Origin of the sequence: Syntrophotalea sp. (genome assembly GCF_050253115.1) — a bacterium.
Taxonomy (GTDB): domain Bacteria; phylum Desulfobacterota; class Desulfuromonadia; order Desulfuromonadales; family Syntrophotaleaceae; genus Syntrophotalea; species Syntrophotalea acetylenica.
This window is the reverse complement of the sequence record NZ_JBFWJQ010000020.1, coordinates 12,057-31,046: the sequence shown is the minus strand read 5'-3', so window position 1 is coordinate 31,046 and position 18,990 is coordinate 12,057. Positions and strand designations below refer to the sequence as shown.

The window sequence follows — 18,990 nt, the reverse complement described above, 5'->3', positions numbered from 1 at the left end:
GATTCTGGGCAAACAGATCACCCGGTGGGGCGACTGGCAGGTCAAGGTGCGCGGTGTGCGTCCCGGCGGCTGGGCTTTTGAAAGGGCCAATACCGCCTACCCCGACGTGGACGACACCGCGTTGGCGCTGGTGGTGCTGAGCGAGGCCCGTCGTCATCTTGAGGATACGGCTGCCGTGGATGCGGCTTTGGAGCGCGCCGAGGAATGGATCCTGGGGCTGCAGTGCAAAAACGGCGGCTGGGCGGCTTTTGACCGCGACAACAACAGCGTCATTGTCACCAAGATCCCTTTCTGCGATTTCGGCGAAGTTCTCGATCCGCCCAGTGTCGATGTCACCGCGCATGTGGTTGAAGCCCTGGCCACCCTCGGCCGTGATATGCACGATCCTGTGGTGGCCAAGGCCCTGCGTTATATCCGCAGCGAACAGGAGCCTGAAGGGAGCTGGTTCGGGCGATGGGGCGTCAATCACATTTACGGCACCGGCGCTGTGCTGCCGGCCCTGGCCGCGATTGGCGAGGATATGCGGGCACCCTATGTCCGCCGCGCCGCCGACTGGCTGGTGGCGCACCAGAATGCCGATGGTGGCTGGGGTGAAAGCTGCGCTTCCTATATGGATGACAGTCAGCGTGGCCGTGGGCCGAGTACCGCATCCCAGACCGGTTGGGCATTGATGGCTCTGGTTGCCGTCGCGAGTCCGGATTATGATGGCGCCATCCGCCGGGGTCTCGATTATTTGCTGTCCTGCCAGAAGGCCGGAACCTGGGACGAGCCACAGTATACGGGGACCGGTTTTCCCGGGTACGGGGTGGGGGAGCGTACCAACCTCAAAGAAATCGGCGCCACGCTGGGGCAGGGTTGTGAGCTGGCACGCGGGTTCATGCTTAATTACAATATGTACCGCCACTATTTTCCGCTTATTGCCATGGCCAGGGCTCGCCGTTATTTAGGGCTGGCCGTCCAGCCCTGCCGGCGGAATTGACGGCTGCTGCCGAGTTTGATTTCGAACCGCTGCGCGGCCGCGCCTGCGGTTGAAAAAGAGATCCCTTGTCGGGTTACAAAGAGCCGTCCGCTTGTCGTGGGCGGCTCTTTGTTTTGTGGCTCGCGCATGCGTCTTCATGGCTTGCGAAGTCATGCCTGGATGGTTACATTTTTCCATGAGATGAACGGGGCGGGGAGTCGAAAAACCGTCGGTTGCCGACATGCGGAACGGCCCGGCGCTGCAGGAGAAAAGGCGATGACGCAAAGGGTACTGGAGAATAAGGAACGGGCGCTCCCCGTTCCCGCGCCGGATCTTGTTCTTGTCGAAGGTGTCCGAGGTCGTTGGCGGGTGGCTGACATCTCCGAAACTTTTGCCGGCCGCCTTGGACTTGACGCGTCGCTGGCGGTCGGGCGGCCTGCGGCCCAGGTGCTTCCCGGGGGCGTGCCTTCCCTTGAATCCCTGGCGCATGATGCCGTTGCCGGCAGCTGCGCTTTGCTTGACATCCGGGTGCGGCTTGGTGGGCACCCCGATCTTTGGCGGGTTGATGTCCGGCCTCTAGGCCCTGACGTCGGTGGTCATCTCCAGGAGGTAGCGTTCGTGTTCCGGCACCTGGAAATCAGGAGCAGGGAAGAGCCGGTTTCTTTTTACGGAATGGTTGGAAACGGACCGGCGATCCGGGAGGTTTTTCGTAAAATTACCCTGTTCGCGCCTTCCGATGCTGCTGTGGTCATTACCGGTGAGACAGGGACCGGAAAGGAACTGGTGGCGCGAGCGCTGCACGACCAGAGCCTGCGTCCCGATGGCCCTTTTGTCGCGGTCAACTGTTCCGCCATATCGGAGGAGTTGCTCGAATCCGAATTGTTCGGTCATGAAAAAGGCGCATTTACCGGGGCCTTGCGCACTCATCGAGGCCGGTTTGAGCGGGCCGACGGCGGCACCCTGTTTCTCGATGAGGTCGGCGACATGCCCCTTGGCACCCAGGCCAAACTGCTTCGGGTGCTGGAAGAGGGGGCGATCGAGCGTGTCGGCGCCGAGCGGCAACAGCGGGTCGATGTGCGTATCCTGGCTGCGACCAATGTACCTCTTGAGCAGGCGGTCGGCTCCGGGCGTTTCAGGGCCGACCTGTATCACCGTCTTTCGGTGCTGCGCATTCATCTGCCGCCGCTGCGCGACCGGCCCGAAGACATTCCCTATCTTGTCGAGCATTTTCTCAATATGTTCGCCCGTAAATACCGACGGCGTATTTATCGCCTCACCCCCGATGCCATCCATCTTCTGCAGGCGTATATGTGGCCCGGCAATATTCGCGAACTGCGTAATGTGCTGGAACGGGTATTTATTGAAACCCAGGCCGACGTCATAGGCGCGAGGGCCTTTGGCGAGTGGATCCGGGAGCGGCAGGACTTTCTCGCCGACCGCGAAACTGGCCGGGGTCCCGATCGTCTGTCCCTGCCCGCGGTTGTGTTGCCGCAACGTGCCGAAACTGGCGGTAACGGCGGCCAGGAACCCGGCCCCCCGGTGTTTGAGGCGGAATTCTATCCGGGCGATGGCGGTTCCCGCAACACGCGCCCTGCCAACCTGACGGCGGAAACCATCCGCCGCGCCTACCGCGATGCTCATGGCAATCTGGCCGATGCCGCCAGGCGACTCGGTGTGCATCGCGCCACTCTTTATCGTTACATGGAAAAGCTGGGGTTGTCCCGGGCCACCCTGGAAAAAGATTAGTTGACAAGTGTCGCAAGATCTCTTTGCGACGTTGCATGTCTTTTTTGCGACACAATGATGCGACGTCGCAAGAAGGATTTAAGTCTTTTTGTCTTGTGCAACTTCTTGAAAAAACAGGTAAAAGTCCTTTTCGCTGAAGTTGGCATGATGGTTGTTATACTAAAGGGCGTAACGGAGCAAACAGACAATCATGCTAAATCAAGCACAAGGAGGACAATATGGCGACCTGGAACCTGTACAAGGAAATGGAACATCTCCGCCGCGAAATCGATGAGGCTTTCCGCGGATTCGGCGGGCACGGTCTTTTGGGGCCGGCTTTCCAGCCGGGCAGGAGTTTCCGCCGTCAACCTCCCGTCAATCTGTACGGGGATGCGGATAACCTCTATGTTGAAGTGCTGGTGCCTGGCATCGATCCGGCCGGACTCGACCTGATGGTGCAGGAAAATATCCTGACCGTGAGCGGTGAGCGCGCCGTGATCGAGGACAAGGATCGTACCTGGCATCGCCGTGAACGGGATACCGGCAAATTTGTGCGTACCCTGGAACTGCCGGTCGATGTCGATGCGGAACATGTCAAGGCCAGTTGCAAAAACGGCATACTGACGATTACCTTGCCCAAGGCGGCCACGGCCCGTCCGCGAAAAATCAGCGTCGATGTAGCCTGATACGATCCACGGACCTGGTTTTGAAGATCTGTCACCACCAAAGGAGTGAGGCCATGAACGATAAAAATATCACCGTGTCCGATAAAGACAAGAAAGATGTGCGCAGCCGTGAGGAAACCCGTGCCCCGGAACGATATGCCGTACCGGTGGTCGATATTCTTGAAGGCGTCGATGGACTTGCCATGTACATCGATATGCCCGGGGTGGCCAAAGAGGATATGACCATCCATCTCGAGCAGGGCATTCTTACCATCGAAGGCCGGGTCAAGGCCAAGGCCCCCGCCGAGGATATATACCGGGAATTCACCCTGGCCAATTTTTACCGTCAATTCCGGATCCCGGAGGGGATCGATCAGGAAAAGGTATCCGCTTGTTATGCCCATGGTGTCCTTAACCTGTTGCTGCCGCGGGCCGAGATGGCCAAGCCCCGCCGCATTGAAATCGCCCCGGGGGAGTAAGGCGAAGGTTCGAGGCCAAAGGGCCGAGGCCCGAGGATCAAGGGCAAATGACCAATGACCAATGACGGTTTTTTCCCCGCGTGATGCCGCCGGAGCGTAGTGCGTTTTTCTACCTCCTCTTTTGACGCGCATCAAAAGAGGAGGGTGCCGCGCGGGGGCGCAACCCCGCGGTGTTAAGGTTCGGTTTCACTCGGAACATTATCCAGCGGCTAAAGCGTAGCTCGCAGCCAGGCTTTCAGGAAGGAGATGCTTGTTTTTATGGATATCAACAAAATGACTCAAAAAACCCAGGAGGCTCTGCAGTCCGCCCAGGATATTGCCCTGAAGCGCGGCCACGTGGAAGTCGACGGGGAACACCTCCTGGCAGCCCTGCTGGAGCAGCAAGGCGGCCTGGTGCCGCGGCTGCTGCAGAAAATGAATGTGCAGGTCCCCGGCCTGACTGCTGCTCTGAGACAGGAACTGGACCGTCGTCCCAGCGTTTCGGGTCCGGGGGTGGAAGGCGGCAAGATCTATGTTACCCAGCGCCTCAACCGGCTTCTGCTCAAGGCGGAAGAGGAGGCCAGGCACCTGCGCGATGAATTTGTCAGTGTCGAGCATCTGCTGTTGGCCCTCGTCGATGAAGGCGATGCCACGGCATCGGGCAAGCTGTTCAGGCAGTTCAACATTTCCCGCGACAAACTGCTGGAGGCCTTGACCGCCATCCGCGGCCATCAGCGGGTGACCAGCACTGATCCGGAAAGCACCTACGAAGCGCTGGAAAAATATGGGCGGGACCTGGTGCAGGAAGTCCAGAAGGGTAAGCTCGATCCGGTGATCGGACGTGATGCGGAGATCCGCCGGGTGATCCGTATCCTGTCGCGCAAGACCAAGAACAATCCGGTACTGATCGGCGAACCGGGGGTCGGTAAGACGGCCATCGTCGAAGGATTGGCCCACCGCATCGTTCGCGGTGATGTGCCCGAAGGATTGAAAAACAAGACCGTCTTCGCCCTCGACATGGGGGCGTTGGTCGCCGGCGCCAAATATCGTGGCGAATTCGAAGAACGCCTGAAGGCGGTGCTCAACGAAATCCGTTCCAGCGAAGGGCGTATCCTGTTATTCATCGATGAGTTGCACACCATTGTCGGGGCCGGCAAGGCCGAAGGTTCCATGGATGCCGGCAATATGCTAAAGCCGATGCTGGCCCGGGGCGAGTTGCACTGCATCGGGGCTACCACTCTGGACGAATACCGCAAATATATCGAAAAGGATGCCGCTCTCGAGCGACGCTTCCAGCCGGTGCTGGTCGATCAGCCGACGGTAGAGGACACCATCAGTATCCTGCGCGGACTCAAGGAACGCTTCGAGGTATTTCACGGCGTCCGTATTCAGGATAACGCCCTGGTAGCCGCCGCGACCCTGAGCAACCGCTATATCTCCGATCGTTTTTTGCCCGACAAGGCCATCGATCTGGTCGATGAGGCCTGCGCCACTATCCGTACCGAAATCGACTCGCTGCCGGCGGAACTCGATGAGGTGACGCGCCGCGTTATGCAGTTGGAGATCGAGGAAGCGGCCCTGAAAAAGGAAAAGGATCCCGCCAGCAAGGCGCGTCTGGAAACTCTGCGCAAGGAACTGGCCGATCTCAAACATCAGGCCGATATATTGACGGCCCAGTGGGACAAGGAAAAGGGTGCCATCAAGGATGTGCAGGCACTGCGGGAACAGATCGAGCAGGTTCGCCAGCAGATCGAGGTCGCCGAGCGCAATTACGACCTCAACCGGGCGGCGGAACTCAAGCACGGCCAACTGCCGGAGCTGGAGCGGCGCCTTCATGAGCAGGAGCAGGGCTCGGCGGAAGAAGCCGGCGGCGCCCGGCTGCTGCGCGAAGAGGTGACGGAGGAGGAAATCGCCGAAATCATCTCCCGCTGGACCGGCATTCCGGTGACCCGGCTGGTTGAGGGAGAACGGGAAAAACTGCTGAAACTCGATGAAGTGCTGCACCAAAGGGTGGTCGGTCAGGACGAAGCGGTGCAGCTGGTGGCCGATGCGGTGATCCGCGCCCGCGCCGGGATCAAGGATCCGCGCCGGCCGATCGGTTCGTTTATCTTCCTGGGGCCGACCGGGGTCGGCAAGACCGAGCTGGCCAGGACTCTGGCCGAGGCGCTGTTCGACAGCGAGGACAACATGGTGCGCATCGACATGTCCGAATACATGGAGAAGCATACCGTAAGCCGCCTCATCGGCGCTCCTCCGGGGTATGTCGGTTACGAGGAAGGCGGGCAGCTTACCGAGGCGGTGCGGCGCAAACCCTACTCGGTCATCCTCTTTGACGAAATCGAAAAGGCACATCACGATGTGTTCAACGTGCTGCTGCAGATCCTCGATGATGGCCGGGTAACAGATGCCCAGGGGCGCACCGTCGATTTCAAGAATACGGTGATCATTCTCACCTCCAACATCGGTTCGCAACACCTGCTGGAGGGGGTCAGCCCGGAGGGAGAAATCCGCGAGGCAGCCGGCAAGGCGGTCATGGCCGAACTGCGGCACCACTTCCGTCCGGAATTTCTCAACCGCGTGGACGATATCGTGCTGTTCAAGCCCCTCTCCCGGGAGGAGATCAAAAGAATCATCCATCTGCTGGCGGCCGATCTGCGTAAACGCCTGGCCGACCGGCGCATCGGATTCGAAATCACCGATGCGGCCTGCGATTTGATCGCCCGCGACGCCTACGATCCGGTTTACGGCGCAAGGCCGCTGAAGCGTTATCTGCAGCACCACCTCGAAACCCGCATCGGCCGGGCGTTGATCGGCGGCGATATTCATGAAGGAGCTACGATTAACGTTGACGAGCAGGCTGGAGAACTGGTGGTGACGCCACAAAATCCCGAAGCCTGAATGTGAAACAAAAAAGCCCGGCGGATCCGGCGGGGCTTTTTTGACATCGCGAAAAGACAGGACTGCGAGGGCGAAAAGAAGAGAGGTTTTTGCATTCCACGAACCTTGCACCTTGTCCCTTGAATCCCGCCCTTCATTCCTCTATCTCAAACTTGTACCCGACCCCGTAGACCGACCGGATCACCTCACACTCCGGATTTGCCGTTTCGATTTTCTTGCGCAGCTTCTTGATGTGGCTGTCGATGGTGCGATCTGAGACGATGCGCTGGTCACTGTAGATGCGATCCATGAGCTGTTCGCGGGAAAAGACGCGGCCGGGGTGGGCGGCGAGGTGTTGCAGAAGCTTGAATTCGACAGCGGTGAGATCGAGTTTGTGCCCGTTCAGGCTGGCGTGCAGGCTGGCTTCCTCAAGTACCAGTCCGGTGGCATGCAGGGTCGAGTGGCCGCCGCTGCGGCGAAGCACCGCCTTGACGCGGGCCACGACTTCGCGGGGGCTGAAGGGCTTGCAGACATAGTCGTCGGCCCCCAGTTCCAGTCCGAGAAGCCGATCGATTTCCTCGATGCGGGCGGTGACCATGATGATGGGTACATCGGAAAAGGTCCGAACCTCTTTGCAGATTTCCATGCCGTCGCGGCCGGGTAGCATCAGGTCCAGGAGGACCAGTGCCGGATGGTTTTCCCGCACCCAGGGGACGGCGTCGAGGCCGTCCGTGAGAATGTGGGGATCGAAATTTGCCTGACGCAGGTAATCGGCCATCAGCGAGGCGAGACGGGCTTCATCTTCGACAATCAGTATCTGGTTGTTCATGGCTTTATCCGTTCAGTGGCAGAATGATGGCAATCCACAGGCCGCCCAGTGGCGAGGGGCGGGCCTCGATGGTTCCGTTGTGCGCTTCGACGATGTTCCGGCACAGCGCCAGGCCAAGACCTGCGCCGCCGTGTTGGCGGCTGCGGGAGTTTTCCACCCGGTAGAGACGGTCAAAAAGTCTGGGCAGGGAAGCTTCGGGAACTCCCGGCGCCGAGTCCATGAAGTTCAGTTGTATCGTGGTTTTTGTCATTTCGGCGGATATTTCCAGTTTGCCTCCGGGGTCGGTGTAGCGAAGGGTATTTTTGAGCAGGTTGGAAAAAAGCTGGCTCAGACGTTCCGCATCACCCTGAAACGGCAGGCTGGTGGCGATGCCCCGCATATGCAGGCCGATACCCTTGTCGTCGAATTCTGCCCGATGCGCTTCAGTCGTGTGTCGCAGCACTTCGGCAAGATCCATGGCCGATTTGCGGTACTGCAGGGCACCGATGTCGCTGAGGGACAGTTCGTAAAGGTCGCCGACCAGGCGCTCAAGGCGCATGACTTCGCCATGCAGGGTTTCCAGGGTCTGTTCGGAAAGCGGGCGCACGCCATCCTGCACCGCCTCTATTTCGCCCCGCAGAATCGCCAGCGGTGTGCGTAATTCGTGGGAGATATCCGCGACCCAGCGCCGGCGCGATGCTTCATTGTTTTCCAGCGCTCTGGCCAGGGAATTGAAATCCCGGGCCAATTGCCCGAGTTCGTCACCGCCGGCTTCGTCGACCCGAATATCGTAGCGGCCCGCCGTCAGTCCGTGCGTGGCCTCGGCCAGGTTGGTGAGGCGCTTTACCATGCGTCGCGACAAAGGCAGCGACAGCAGCGCAACTGCCGCTGCCACGAACAGGGAAAGAAAGATCATGGAGCGTCGCTGCTCCTGAGCAAAGCGCCGCTGATGATCATCGATGATGAACACCGGCGGCGTCAATCCCAGATAGCCAATGATGCGATTCTCGACGCTTATGGGGCGAAAAAGAATTTTGTCGACAGGGGTTGGAGAAGCATGAATCGGACGTTTTTCTCCATCCAGCAGACTGACGCGCCAATCGAAGGTCTGGTGCATGGGGGGGGCAGCTCGCTTCCGAGGCCGGAACCCGGGAGGAGCCGGCTCCGGTCCGCGTTTCGAAAACTCGTGACGGGTTGCGAACGGAATGTTTTCGTGGCGGCTGATCATCAGCAGATGCTTCCAGAGGCGCCGGTTGCCGTGCAGAAAATCCCAGGACCGGTGCTGCAGGTACGCCTCCTTGAGAAGGGTTTCCAGGCGGACGAGGCGTTCCTGCTCCATAGTGTTGACATAGCGCAGCAGGCTGCGTTCGAAGCTGAATTTGGTGATCAGGAACATGCTTACTACCACCAGCCCGGTGGCGGCGAGAAAAGCGAGATAAAGGCGATGTTTGATGCTCATTTTCATTGAAGATTCCTGCTCTTTCGGTGCCGTTTTTTCGATAAATAGTATCCATCCGGAAACCCCGGATGAAAACTAAATAGCATATCTTTGCGAATCTGAACCAGTGGTACCTGCGCAGTCGCCTGTTTTTCCTCAATTCCTTCATATTTTATCCCCATTGCCCGGGTATCTTTTCAGCATGAGCAGGCGCTGGATGGATTCGGGCGCCAAGGGTTCAACCCAAAACGAGGAGGCGAACAATGCAACGAAAAGTATGGAAATGGATTGTCCCTGGCATGCTGTGTCTGATGATGGTGCCGGCTGTCGGCATGGCCTGGCAGAGGGCTCCGGAAGGCGGCCGTGGTGGTGGGTTTGCCAGCATGTGCAGGGCCGGAAAGGCAGGCAGGGATGGCGGGGCGCATGCTTATGGCTGGATGCGGATGCTTCAGAGGCTGGATCTGGACGAGGCACAACAGAAGCAGGTCGCCGGGATTCTCGATGAGCAGCGCCGGCAAGATCAGAAACTGCATGACAAATTGCGCGATGTGAGACGCGATATGCGCAAGGTCATGGATCCGAAAACTTTCGATGAAAAACAATTGCGCAAGCTGGCCAGTCAGAAGGCGACGCTCCAGGCGGATCTCATGGTTGGCATGGCGCGTACGCGCCAGCGGATTTACAACCTGTTAAACGCCGAACAGAAGGAGCTGTTCGACTTTGCCGTAAAACTGCGGCGCATGGATGGAAACTGCCCCATGGGGCCTGAGCGTGGCATGCGCCGGCGGCCTCCCATGCCGTTTGCAGATGAGAAAGTCGCCGAGTAACAAGTCCCTGGATAGTCCCTCCGGCGGAACACTGTGCAAATAATGTTTCAAAAGGGGCCCATCCGGAATTTCCGGATGGGCCTCCGCACAGTTTTCTGCCGAACTCGAGGATTGTTTGGCTGTAGCAGGAAAATCAGGGCGTTGCGCGGAGGCGGATGTGGCTATGCCGCAACCCGACATGCCCGGGCGCCGCTTCGATCCTCCGGCATGCGTTCGGAAAGGCTTGCGGTTGCAGCTTTCCTCGATGCTGGTAACCTTGCTTATGGGGGTTGCCGCAACCGACAATCCCAAAAAAATGATGCGGTTTTCTTGACAACCTCTTTATCGCGTGTTGGAGGAAGCCATGGGGAAAAAAGACAAAAAGCATGAAGACAAGGACGTGTTGGTCCCGGAGAAAGCGGAACTGGTTTCTCCGTTCGAGGAGATGGAACGCTGGTTCGGGGATTTTTTCAATCGGCCGTCTTTCCCGCCCGTGTGGATGCCCCGGATGCGCCTGCCGAGCATGCAGCCGGTGACGCCATCCATCGATATTTACGAGGAGACGGATGCCGTGGTGGTCAAGGCGGAATTGCCGGGGATTGCCAAGGAGGATGTGGAGGTGAATGTCTCCGAGAACCTGCTGACCATTTCCGGTGAAAAAAAAGCCGAGGAAAAGGTCGAGCGCAAGGACTATCATCGCATCGAACGGTCTTACGGCAGTTTTTCCCGATCCATACGCCTACCTGCGGAAACCCTTGCCGATCAGGCCAAGGCGTCCTTCAAGGATGGCGTTCTTGAAATCCGCATTCCCAAAACCGAGGAAGCCAAACAGAAAAAACGCAAGATCGAGATCGAATAGCATTTCTCAGAGAATGCTTGACACTTTGCAAAAAGGCCGGATTTTTCCGGCCTTTTTGCGTTTCTTCCGCAGGTTTCCTGCGTATCGGTATGCGCCGGTCTTGTCTTGTCGCTTTCAGATTTCGTTGGGCCCCGGCTGCTGGTTGTTGATGGTCAGAGGTTGGCATCCGGATAGAATCTCGGTGATGTTTTCCGCCGGCAGCGGTCGGCTGACAAGAAATCCCTGGATCTCGTCGCAGCCGGCTTCACGCAGGAAGTTGAGCTGATCGTAATTCTCGACCCCTTCGGCGATGACCTTGAGGTTGAGCCCGTGCGCCATCTGGATGATGTGCCGGGCGATGTTGGATTCATCGCTGCTGAAAGGCAGATTCTGTACGAAGGCCCGGTCGATTTTCAGGTGGTCGGCAGGCAGGTCCTTCAGGTAACTCAGTGACGAGAAGCCCGTACCGAAATCATCGATGGAGATGGTGATGCCTACCGAGCGCAGCTCGCGCAGGGTGTCAAAGGCTCTGCTCATGTTGTGCATGATGACGGTTTCGGTGATTTCCAGATTGAGATATTCCGGTGGGAGGTTGCATTCCTTGAGGATCTGGATCACCAGCTGGGCAAAATCGCTTTTTTGTAGCTGGTGCGCCGAAACGTTTATCCCCAGCCGCATGGGCGGATAACCGGCGTCGAGCCAGGTTCGGAGCTGATAACAGCCGGCCTGCAGAATCCATTCGCCCATCGGCACAATAAGGCCGGTCTCTTCGGCCAGGGGGACGAAGACGGAAGGCGCGATCATGTTGCCCACCGGATGCTCCCAGCGGATCAGTCCCTCCAGGCCGGTGATGTGGCCATCTTTCAGATCGACCTGTGGCTGGTAATGCACGCGCAGTTCCTGGCGTTCGAACATGCGCCGCAGGCTGCTCTCCATGGCGATTCTTTCCAGGGCGCGGGCATTCATGGATGAACTGTAGAACTGAAAATTGTTCCGTCCCAGATCCTTGGCGCGGTAAAGGGCTGTGTCGGCGTTCTTGATCAGGTTGTTTGCCTCATGTCCGTCCTTGGGATAGATGGCGATGCCGATGCTGCAGGTCATGAAGACCTCGTGACCGTTGATATCGTAAGGCCATGCCAGGGCTTTGAGGATCTTGTGGGCGACCAGTTCGATTTCTTCATCGTGACATGACTGGGAAAGCAGGATATTGAACTCGTCGCCGCCAAAGCGGCTTACCGTGTCGGTTTCCCGAAGGCAGCCATCGAGCCGCTTGGCGACTTCCCTGAGCGCTTCGTCTCCGGCGGTATGCCCCAGTGAGTCGTTGAGGGTTTTGAACCTGTCCAGATCCAGGAACATCAATGCAAAGGATTCATGGTGACGATGGGCGCGGGCAATGGCCTGATTGACGCGGTCCATGAACAGCAGGCGGTTGGGAAGCCCGGTCAACGGATCGTGAAAAGCCAGATGCTCGATGGTTTTCTCGGCCTCCTTGCGCTCGGTTATGTCGAGCAAGCTTCCGATCAGGGCCGGTTTCCCGTCGCTGGTCCCGCGGCCAATGAGGGCCTCTACATGCAGGGTCTCGCCGGTTTTGCGCAAGCCGACAAATTCATAGCGCATGTGCGCCGCCTGGCTGCCGCCAAGAATTTTAAGGTAGTTGGCGGTGACCAGCAGCTGGTCGTCGGGATGCACAAGTTGCGGTTGTTGTTTCGGTTCGGTGATTTCTTCGGGATCGTAACCAAAAATCTCGGCAAATCGCGGATTGACATAGGTATAACGATGATTCTGAAAGACGAAGATGCCGACCAGGCTGTTTTCGATAAGCAACTGGTAGCGGCTTTCAGCCATATCGATGCTGTCGATGAGTTCCTGAATGCGGTGCCGTTGGTGCTTCTCCCGAGCCAGTTGCTGGGTGGTTTTTTCAAGCTGGCGGCTGGAGGTGAAACTTTCCCAGCGATGCTGGGCCAGCAGTTTGTCCATGGTTTCGGAATTTCGCCGGCGCTGTTTTTCGAGTTCGGTATGGCATTCGGCAAACGCCTGAGCCGTATTCTGGCAATGGCGGGTCAGTTCCAGAATTTCGGAAATGGATGCGGCGGGCCATTGGGGCATGATGTGGTCGCGTATCTTTTCGGGCAGATCGCTGGTGGCGCTCGCCAGTTTTTTCAGAGGGTGAAGGATCCTGCTCTGCACCCGAAACGCCACTCCAAGGGCGACGAGACCGGGCAGCAGCAAAAGTCCCATGCTGGTCAGCAGGCGTTTTTGGTTGTGGGCATGCAATCTGCCAACGGATACGCTGAGCAGCAGTCGCGGTGGGCGTCGGTCCTCCGAAATGGATGCCGGCCTGGCAGGTTGCAGGCTCAGGCGGGAAAGATTGTCGGCAGCGGGATCCCACAGCAGCAGTTTTCCCGGAGGGGAGCTGCGGTCAAATAACGCCGCGCCGACGGTTTCGGCGGATTTCCAGGTTTCGCCACCGCCGACCAGAACCCTGTCCGCGCCGTCCAGTATCAGGGCCTCGACCCCCCTTTTCTTTGTGGCCTCGAGGATTCCTGTGTAACTGGATGCGTCAATGATGCCCAGGATGAAGCCGGGCATGCCGTTTTTCCTCTCGACAGGGCAGACGATGCCGGGCAGTGCCGCCCGGGGTCCATTTGCGGGGAGGGTGACAAGGGTCGGCTTTTCCCGCTGTACAATCTGTCTGACCTCTCGGGGAGAAAACGCAGGTCTGAATGCCGCGGGTATCGGCGTGTCTCCAGGGGCCGAGTGGCGTACGAGCATCCGGCCCCGGTCGTCCCAGACGCTGATCTGGAGCAGGCGCTTTTCCTGCTTCAGCAGCAGCGCGATTTTCATCTCCAGATTGTTTTGCACGGATTCAGGCTGCATCAGCGCGGATAGTTTGCCGGACAGGTCGGCATGCAGGACATCCAGACGGTGTTGTATCGTGCGGCAATGATTTGCCAACTGGTTTTCGGTCCCGGGATGCCAGCAGTCTGAGGGGCCTTGCACATTCAACACGAGAATTACCAGCGCGGGCAGCATAAATGCTGCCGCTATGGCATTGATCTCGGTCTCCAGGAAGGACAGTGCGACGGGACACCGAAGACCCCGGTGCTGCAGAAGATGCAGCAGGGCCGCGGCCAAGATGGCGTTGCCAAGACCGTTGATCGTGGTCCATCCGATAATCTGGACGAGATCTCCGGAGGGATACTGCATCAGTACCCCGTAGACCAGATACAAAACCGGCCAGGCAAGCAACCCCCAGAACAGGATGGCCGCCGCTGTAAGGCTGTTGATGCCGCGCTTCAGAATGAATCCGACCGCCGCCGCTTCCGCGACCCACACAAATTCGGGGATGGCCGCGCGGCCGGAGGCCAGGGCGAACAGCGGCGCCATCAGCGCCGCGCAAGTTCCCCATCCGCCACCGTAAAGTCGCACGATCACGAGCACTGGGATCCCCGCCAGCAGCAGGCGCTCCGGGACCCCGCAGGTGAGGGGCAGGCTGTTGCACAGCAAGACGAGGAGAAAAAGAATACCCAGCATGGCAAACCTGGATTCGGGGGAATGGCTGACCCACCGGTTTTTGACCGCATGAACGCTGGCCAATGGGTTCGGTAAGGTTAAACTATAACAAGATGTTATAATTTTAGGAGTAAAAAATGTTTTTCCGGCACGGGAAAGAGAGTTTTTTTCTTTTAAGTGAAAAATGAAGAGGCCATACGAAAAAGGTTGGAATCACGGATGATCAGGTATAATATAACCGAAAAGGTCAGATATGCATTTGACACCAAAGGCCTTGTTTCCGAAGAAAGGAGGCAGATATGCGTATCGACATCATTTGCAGGCCGGATTGCGGTGATCGCTGCCACGCGACGCTGACCAATGTGCGCCAGGCTCTGGAACAGATGCGACTCGATGCCGAAGTGCATCTTTACAAGGACCCCCGCAAGATGATCGACAACCGGGTATACGTCACGCCGGCGTTGATGCTGGATGATGTGGTGCGGATTTCCGGTCGGGTTCCGGAAGTTGTTGAAATCAAGGCGCTGATCGCGGAGCGGGCCCGGTACATGCGGCGCCTGCGTGATGCGGTCTGAGGGGCGGGCGCGCCGGGTCCTATTTGGCCTTGGCGCGCAGCTTCGGTTTGCCGTTTTCGATTACGATGCGAAATTCCACGTTTTGCTTGCCGTATTTTTCCAGTATCTGCGCTTTCTGCTTTTCCAGGTACGCGTCAAACTGGCTTCGGCCGGGGGGCGGAGTTTTCAGGGCGCAGCTCTGATGGGCCCGCAACAGATTTTCGTAAAGATCGTCGGATGGAAGGGCTTTGGCGGGATCAGCGGCAGTTTTGGCGGGGCGCCGTTCGGTGTGACGGTGATATTTACCCTCGTCGATGAGTCGCTGGATGCGGTTCCATTGGGTTGCGTAGGTGTGGTAGCGGCTTGACAGGGAATCGAAAAGAAACCGGTGGTCGGTTTTGATGATCCTGCGGGTCGCCAGAGCGCGGAGTTTTCTTTCTATTTCGGTTCGTTGTTTGAGCGGCTCGCGTTTTTCCTCGCCGGAAAAGTAGCGTTCGTAAAGCAGTTCGAGTTCGCGCAGCTCCAAGGCGATATCGTCAAGTTTTTTTTTGAATACCCTGCGTTCATCCATAAATGTCTCACATACCTCCATTGCAGTTCGCTAATTCTACTTGTAAACTCTCAGAAAAGCAAAGAAATTCCTTCGGCCGGAAAGAATGGCGCGGTTTGTCGCCGTTTCGCCGCGCTGTCCTTGACTCATGGGCATGTTTGCCGGATAATGACGCGATTTTTGTCCTGGAGGTTCACAATGCAGCATAACAGACTGGCTGCGGTCATCCTGGCCGCCGGCAAAGGAACCCGCATGAAATCGGAGCAGCCCAAAGTGGTACACCCGGTTGCGGGGCTTCCGATGGTGACCTTTCCGGTAGAGAGAGCCGAGGCCCTCGGCTGCCGGCCGACGGTATTGGTGGTCGGTCATGGCGCGGAGGCCGTTCGATCCGCCGTGGCCGATCACGAAGTGGGTTTTGCCCTGCAGGTCGAGCAGCTCGGAACCGGCCATGCTCTGCTGTGTGCCCGCGAGGCCTTGCGGGATTTTCGAGGCACTTTGCTGCTGCTTTGCGGGGACGTTCCGCTGTTGCGGCACGAAACCCTCGAAGGTCTGGTCGCCGAACATGAAAAACGGCGCGCGGCGGTTACGGTGCTGACCGCCGAACTGAATGATCCCTTCGGCTACGGCCGGGTGTTGCGGGAAGGCGATGAGGTCCTGGGCATCATCGAGGAAAAAGATGCCTCCGACGAACAGCGAAGGATACGGGAAATAAATACCGGTATTTATGTCTTTGAGGCTCCGTTTGTATTCGAGGCCCTGACCGGGGTTGGGTGCGATAATGCCCAGCGTGAATATTACCTGACCGACGTGCTGGCCGCGGCCCGCGCCGCCGGGCGGCGGGTCGGAGCCGTTCTTCTGGAGGATGCCGACGAAGCCATGGGGATCAACGACCGCGTGCAGTTGGCAAAAGCTTCGTCCGTCATGCGGCGGCGCATCAACGAAAAACTCATGCGCGCCGGGGTCACTTTTATCGATCCCGACCAGACCTATGTCGAGCCGCGGGTCGAGATCGCTCCCGATACCGTGGTTTACCCGGGGGTGTTTCTCGGCGGTGCGACACGTATCGGCAGCGGCTGCGTTATCGAAGCACAGGTCACCATCCGGGATTGCCGGCTGGCCGATAACGTCCACGTCAAGCCCGGTTCCGTGCTGGAAGGTTCCGAGATCGGCACCGAGACGGTGATCGGTCCCATGGCCCACCTGCGCCCGGGCACCGTATTGGCCGGCCACAACAAGATCGGCAACTTTGTCGAAACCAAAAAGGCCCATATCGGGTCAGGCTCCAAAGCCAGCCATCTGACCTATATCGGCGATGCCGAACTTGGCGCCAACGTCAACATCGGTTGTGGCACCATTACCTGCAACTACGACGGCGTCAACAAACACAAAACCATTATCGAGGATGACGTGTTTGTCGGCAGTGATACCCAATTTGTGGCTCCGGTGCGGATTGGTCGCAACAGCCTGATCGGCGCCGGGTCGACCATTACCAAGGATGTGCCGGCCGATGCTCTGGCCCTGTCCCGAAGTCAGCAGCGGGTGGTCGAGGGATGGCGCTTGCGCCATGACCCGAAATGCAAGAAGAAGGATTGATGCGCCTTTTTGCGGCTTTTTCCCGACAGGGCGTATATTCAGGAAAAATAAAGGAAGATTGCCATGTGTGGAATCGTTGGATACGTAGGTCCCCGTGAGGCCATGCCCATCATCATCGACGGTCTGCGCCGCCTCGAATATCGCGGTTACGATTCAGCCGGCATCGCCATCATCAACGAAGGCCGCATCGCCATCCGTCGTGCCAAGGGCAAACTCTGCGAACTGGAAAATATTCTGAAGCAGCAGCCTCTTGTCGGGGGGCGCGGCATCGGCCATACCCGGTGGGCAACCCATGGCCGCCCGTCGGAAACCAACGCCCATCCGCACTATGCCGGCAACGTAGCGGTGGTTCACAACGGCATCATCGAAAACTATCTCGAACTCAAGGAGCGGCTGATCGGCCAGGGGCACGCATTCAGCTCCGAGACCGACACCGAGATCATCGCCCATCTTGTTGACCAACATCTGCGCGAGTGCGGGGATTTTGAAATCGCCGTGCGCCGTGCCCTCGGCGAGGTACGCGGTGCTTATGCCGTGGCTATCCTGTGCGAATGCGAACCGGAAAAAATGATCGCTGCCCGCCTCGGTTCGCCGCTGGTGGTCGGGCAGGGGCAGGGTGAGTTTTTCGTCGCTTCCGATATCCCCGCGATGCTGTCCCACACCCGGGAAATGATCTTTCTCGATGAAGGGGAAATGGCGATTTTCGCCAATGGTACCATGCGGTTTACCGATCTGCAGGGTACGAGTGTCCAGAAGACCTCCCGGACCATCACCTGGAATCCGCTGATGGCCGAGAAGGGCGGTTTCAAGCATTTCATGCTCAAGGAGATCTACGAACAGCCCCGCGCCGTCTCCGATACCCTGGCGGGCCGCCTGTTCCCCGAACGGGGCGAGATTTTTCTTGAAGGCCTCAACCTTACGGATGAGCAGTTGCGGGGGGTTGAAAAGCTCAACATCGTCGCTTGCGGTACCTCCTGGCATGCGGCCCTTGGCGGGAAATTTCTCATCGAAAAAATGGCGCGTCTTTCCGTCGAGGTCGACATCGCCAGCGAGTTTCGTTATCGCGATCCGCTGGTCGATGAACACACCCTGACCGTGCTTATCAGCCAGAGCGGCGAGACAGCCGATACCCTGGCGGCCCTGCGCGAGGCCAAAGCCAAGGGCGGCATCACGGTGGCGATCTGCAACGTGGTCGAGTCATCCATCGCCCGCGAAAGCGACGGTGTCATTTATACCCACGCCGGTCCCGAGATCGGGGTCGCCTCCACCAAGGCCTTTACCACCCAGTTGGTGGCTCTCTACCTGCTGGCTCTGCATCTCGGCCGGGTGCGAGGCATGATCGATGCCGTGCGTTGCCGGGAGCTCATCGAGCCTTTGCTGAGCCTGCCCCGGAAGATGGAGCAGGCCCTCGAATCCGACGAGCAGATCCAGACAATTGCCAGGGAATTCATGCATGCCCGTGATTTTCTTTATCTGGGGCGCGGCCTCCAATACCCCATCGCCCTGGAAGGGGCCCTCAAGCTCAAGGAGATCTCCTATATCCACGCCGAAGGTTATCCCGCCGGGGAGATGAAACATGGACCCATAGCCCTGATCGACGAAAACGTGCCGGTGGTTTTTCTCTGTCCTATCAACGACACCTTTGAAAAGGCCATCTCCAACATGGAAGAGGTCCGGGCCCGTTCCGGTCGCGTCATCGCCGTGGCCACCGAAGGGCATGTCGGCCCCCTCGGCGATGTGGATGCCCTGATCACCGTGCCGGAAACCACCGATGAGATAGCGCCGGTTCTGACCTCCATCCCCATGCAGTTGCTGGCTTATCACATTGCCGTGCTGAAAGGGACCGACGTCGACCAACCGCGCAACCTGGCCAAAAGCGTCACAGTAGAGTAAGCCTGCCGGCGTGGTTAGCTGGTATCCATCCGGAAACTCCGGATGGATACAGCGTAGTTTTCATATGGGAAACGAGCAATTTTTCGTTGTGGCAAGGAAATCAAGGGGTTGCGCGGAGGCGTACATCGGTACGCCGCACAAGCAAGCCTGCGGATTGACGCCGCCACGGCGGAAAAGGGCCGTTTCCGGATGAAAACTAGCTGGTGGTGTCTGAAACCGAAGAGCCCGCCGGATCAAGATCCGGCGGGCTCTTCGGTGCGAGTGGGCCAAAGGTGCATTGCCAAGCCGGGAAACCCTTCGAAAAAGGACGATTT

Annotated in this window: 15 protein-coding genes; 11 read left to right on the top strand and 4 right to left on the bottom strand. The window is 58.4% G+C overall.

Annotated elements, in window-relative coordinates:
• The 5 genes from AB7E65_RS03885 to clpB form a co-directional block, all read left to right on the top strand.
• Positions 1 to 979 (top strand): prenyltransferase/squalene oxidase repeat-containing protein (locus AB7E65_RS03885; RefSeq protein ID WP_428745300.1); only part of this gene is annotated, 979 nt, incomplete at its 5' end.
• Positions 980 to 1,234: 255 nt separating this feature from the next.
• Positions 1,235 to 2,704 carry a sigma-54 interaction domain-containing protein gene (locus tag AB7E65_RS03880; protein WP_428745299.1) on the top strand — a complete coding sequence of 490 codons (1,470 nt, stop codon included), beginning with the start codon at positions 1,235 to 1,237 and terminating at the stop codon, positions 2,702 to 2,704.
• A 218-nt stretch (positions 2,705 to 2,922) separates the two neighbouring features.
• A complete protein-coding gene (locus AB7E65_RS03875; protein ID WP_428745298.1) occupies positions 2,923 to 3,369 on the top strand; it encodes an Hsp20/alpha crystallin family protein in 447 nt (148 codons plus the stop codon).
• Positions 3,370 to 3,422: 53 nt separating this feature from the next.
• Positions 3,423 to 3,827: an Hsp20/alpha crystallin family protein gene (locus AB7E65_RS03870; RefSeq protein ID WP_320360451.1), complete on the top strand. Its 405-nt coding sequence runs from the start codon at positions 3,423 to 3,425 to the stop codon at positions 3,825 to 3,827.
• Between the two features lie 258 nt (positions 3,828 to 4,085).
• On the top strand, positions 4,086 to 6,704 hold the full coding sequence (clpB, locus tag AB7E65_RS03865; protein WP_072288092.1) for an ATP-dependent chaperone ClpB: 2,619 nt from the start codon (positions 4,086 to 4,088) through the stop codon (positions 6,702 to 6,704).
• A gap of 133 nt (positions 6,705 to 6,837) precedes the next feature.
• Here the strand turns inward: clpB and AB7E65_RS03860 are convergent, their stop codons facing one another.
• Positions 6,838 to 7,512, bottom strand: coding sequence for a response regulator (locus AB7E65_RS03860; RefSeq protein ID WP_072286794.1), 675 nt, complete (start codon positions 7,510 to 7,512; stop codon positions 6,838 to 6,840).
• Positions 7,513 to 7,516: 4 nt separating this feature from the next.
• Positions 7,517 to 8,956, bottom strand: a complete 1,440-nt coding sequence (locus AB7E65_RS03855) for an ATP-binding protein (RefSeq protein WP_320360449.1) — start codon at positions 8,954 to 8,956, stop codon at positions 7,517 to 7,519.
• 236 nt (positions 8,957 to 9,192) lie between these two features.
• Here AB7E65_RS03855 and AB7E65_RS03850 point away from each other — a divergent pair, with 236 nt between their 5' ends.
• The 3 genes from AB7E65_RS03850 (at position 9,193) to AB7E65_RS03840 (ending at position 10,594) form a co-directional block, all read left to right on the top strand.
• On the top strand, positions 9,193 to 9,756 hold the full coding sequence (locus AB7E65_RS03850) for a Spy/CpxP family protein refolding chaperone (RefSeq protein ID WP_320360448.1): 564 nt from the start codon (positions 9,193 to 9,195) through the stop codon (positions 9,754 to 9,756).
• A gap of 157 nt (positions 9,757 to 9,913) precedes the next feature.
• Positions 9,914 to 10,069, top strand: coding sequence for a hypothetical protein (locus AB7E65_RS03845; protein WP_320360447.1), 156 nt, complete (start codon positions 9,914 to 9,916; stop codon positions 10,067 to 10,069).
• Between the two features lie 30 nt (positions 10,070 to 10,099).
• On the top strand, positions 10,100 to 10,594 hold the full coding sequence (locus AB7E65_RS03840; protein ID WP_083558631.1) for an Hsp20/alpha crystallin family protein: 495 nt from the start codon (positions 10,100 to 10,102) through the stop codon (positions 10,592 to 10,594).
• A gap of 114 nt (positions 10,595 to 10,708) precedes the next feature.
• Here AB7E65_RS03840 and AB7E65_RS03835 read toward each other — a convergent pair whose 3' ends face one another.
• Positions 10,709 to 14,107: a putative bifunctional diguanylate cyclase/phosphodiesterase gene (locus tag AB7E65_RS03835; protein WP_428745297.1), complete on the bottom strand. Its 3,399-nt coding sequence runs from the start codon at positions 14,105 to 14,107 to the stop codon at positions 10,709 to 10,711.
• 278 nt (positions 14,108 to 14,385) lie between these two features.
• Between AB7E65_RS03835 and AB7E65_RS03830 the strand changes: the two genes are divergently transcribed.
• Entirely contained in the window at positions 14,386 to 14,661 is a 276-nt protein-coding gene (locus tag AB7E65_RS03830; protein WP_072286799.1) for a thioredoxin family protein, read from the top strand.
• A gap of 19 nt (positions 14,662 to 14,680) precedes the next feature.
• Here the strand turns inward: AB7E65_RS03830 and AB7E65_RS03825 are convergent, their stop codons facing one another.
• Complete coding sequence (locus AB7E65_RS03825) at positions 14,681 to 15,211, bottom strand: MXAN_5187 C-terminal domain-containing protein (protein WP_072286800.1); 531 nt, start codon at positions 15,209 to 15,211, stop codon at positions 14,681 to 14,683.
• A gap of 177 nt (positions 15,212 to 15,388) precedes the next feature.
• Here AB7E65_RS03825 and glmU point away from each other — a divergent pair, with 177 nt between their 5' ends.
• A complete protein-coding gene (glmU, locus tag AB7E65_RS03820; protein WP_320360445.1) occupies positions 15,389 to 16,783 on the top strand; it encodes a bifunctional UDP-N-acetylglucosamine diphosphorylase/glucosamine-1-phosphate N-acetyltransferase GlmU in 1,395 nt (464 codons plus the stop codon).
• Between the two features lie 63 nt (positions 16,784 to 16,846).
• Positions 16,847 to 18,676, top strand: a complete 1,830-nt coding sequence (gene glmS / locus AB7E65_RS03815) for a glutamine--fructose-6-phosphate transaminase (isomerizing) (protein WP_072286802.1) — start codon at positions 16,847 to 16,849, stop codon at positions 18,674 to 18,676.
• The last annotated feature ends 314 nt before the right edge of the window (positions 18,677 to 18,990 follow it).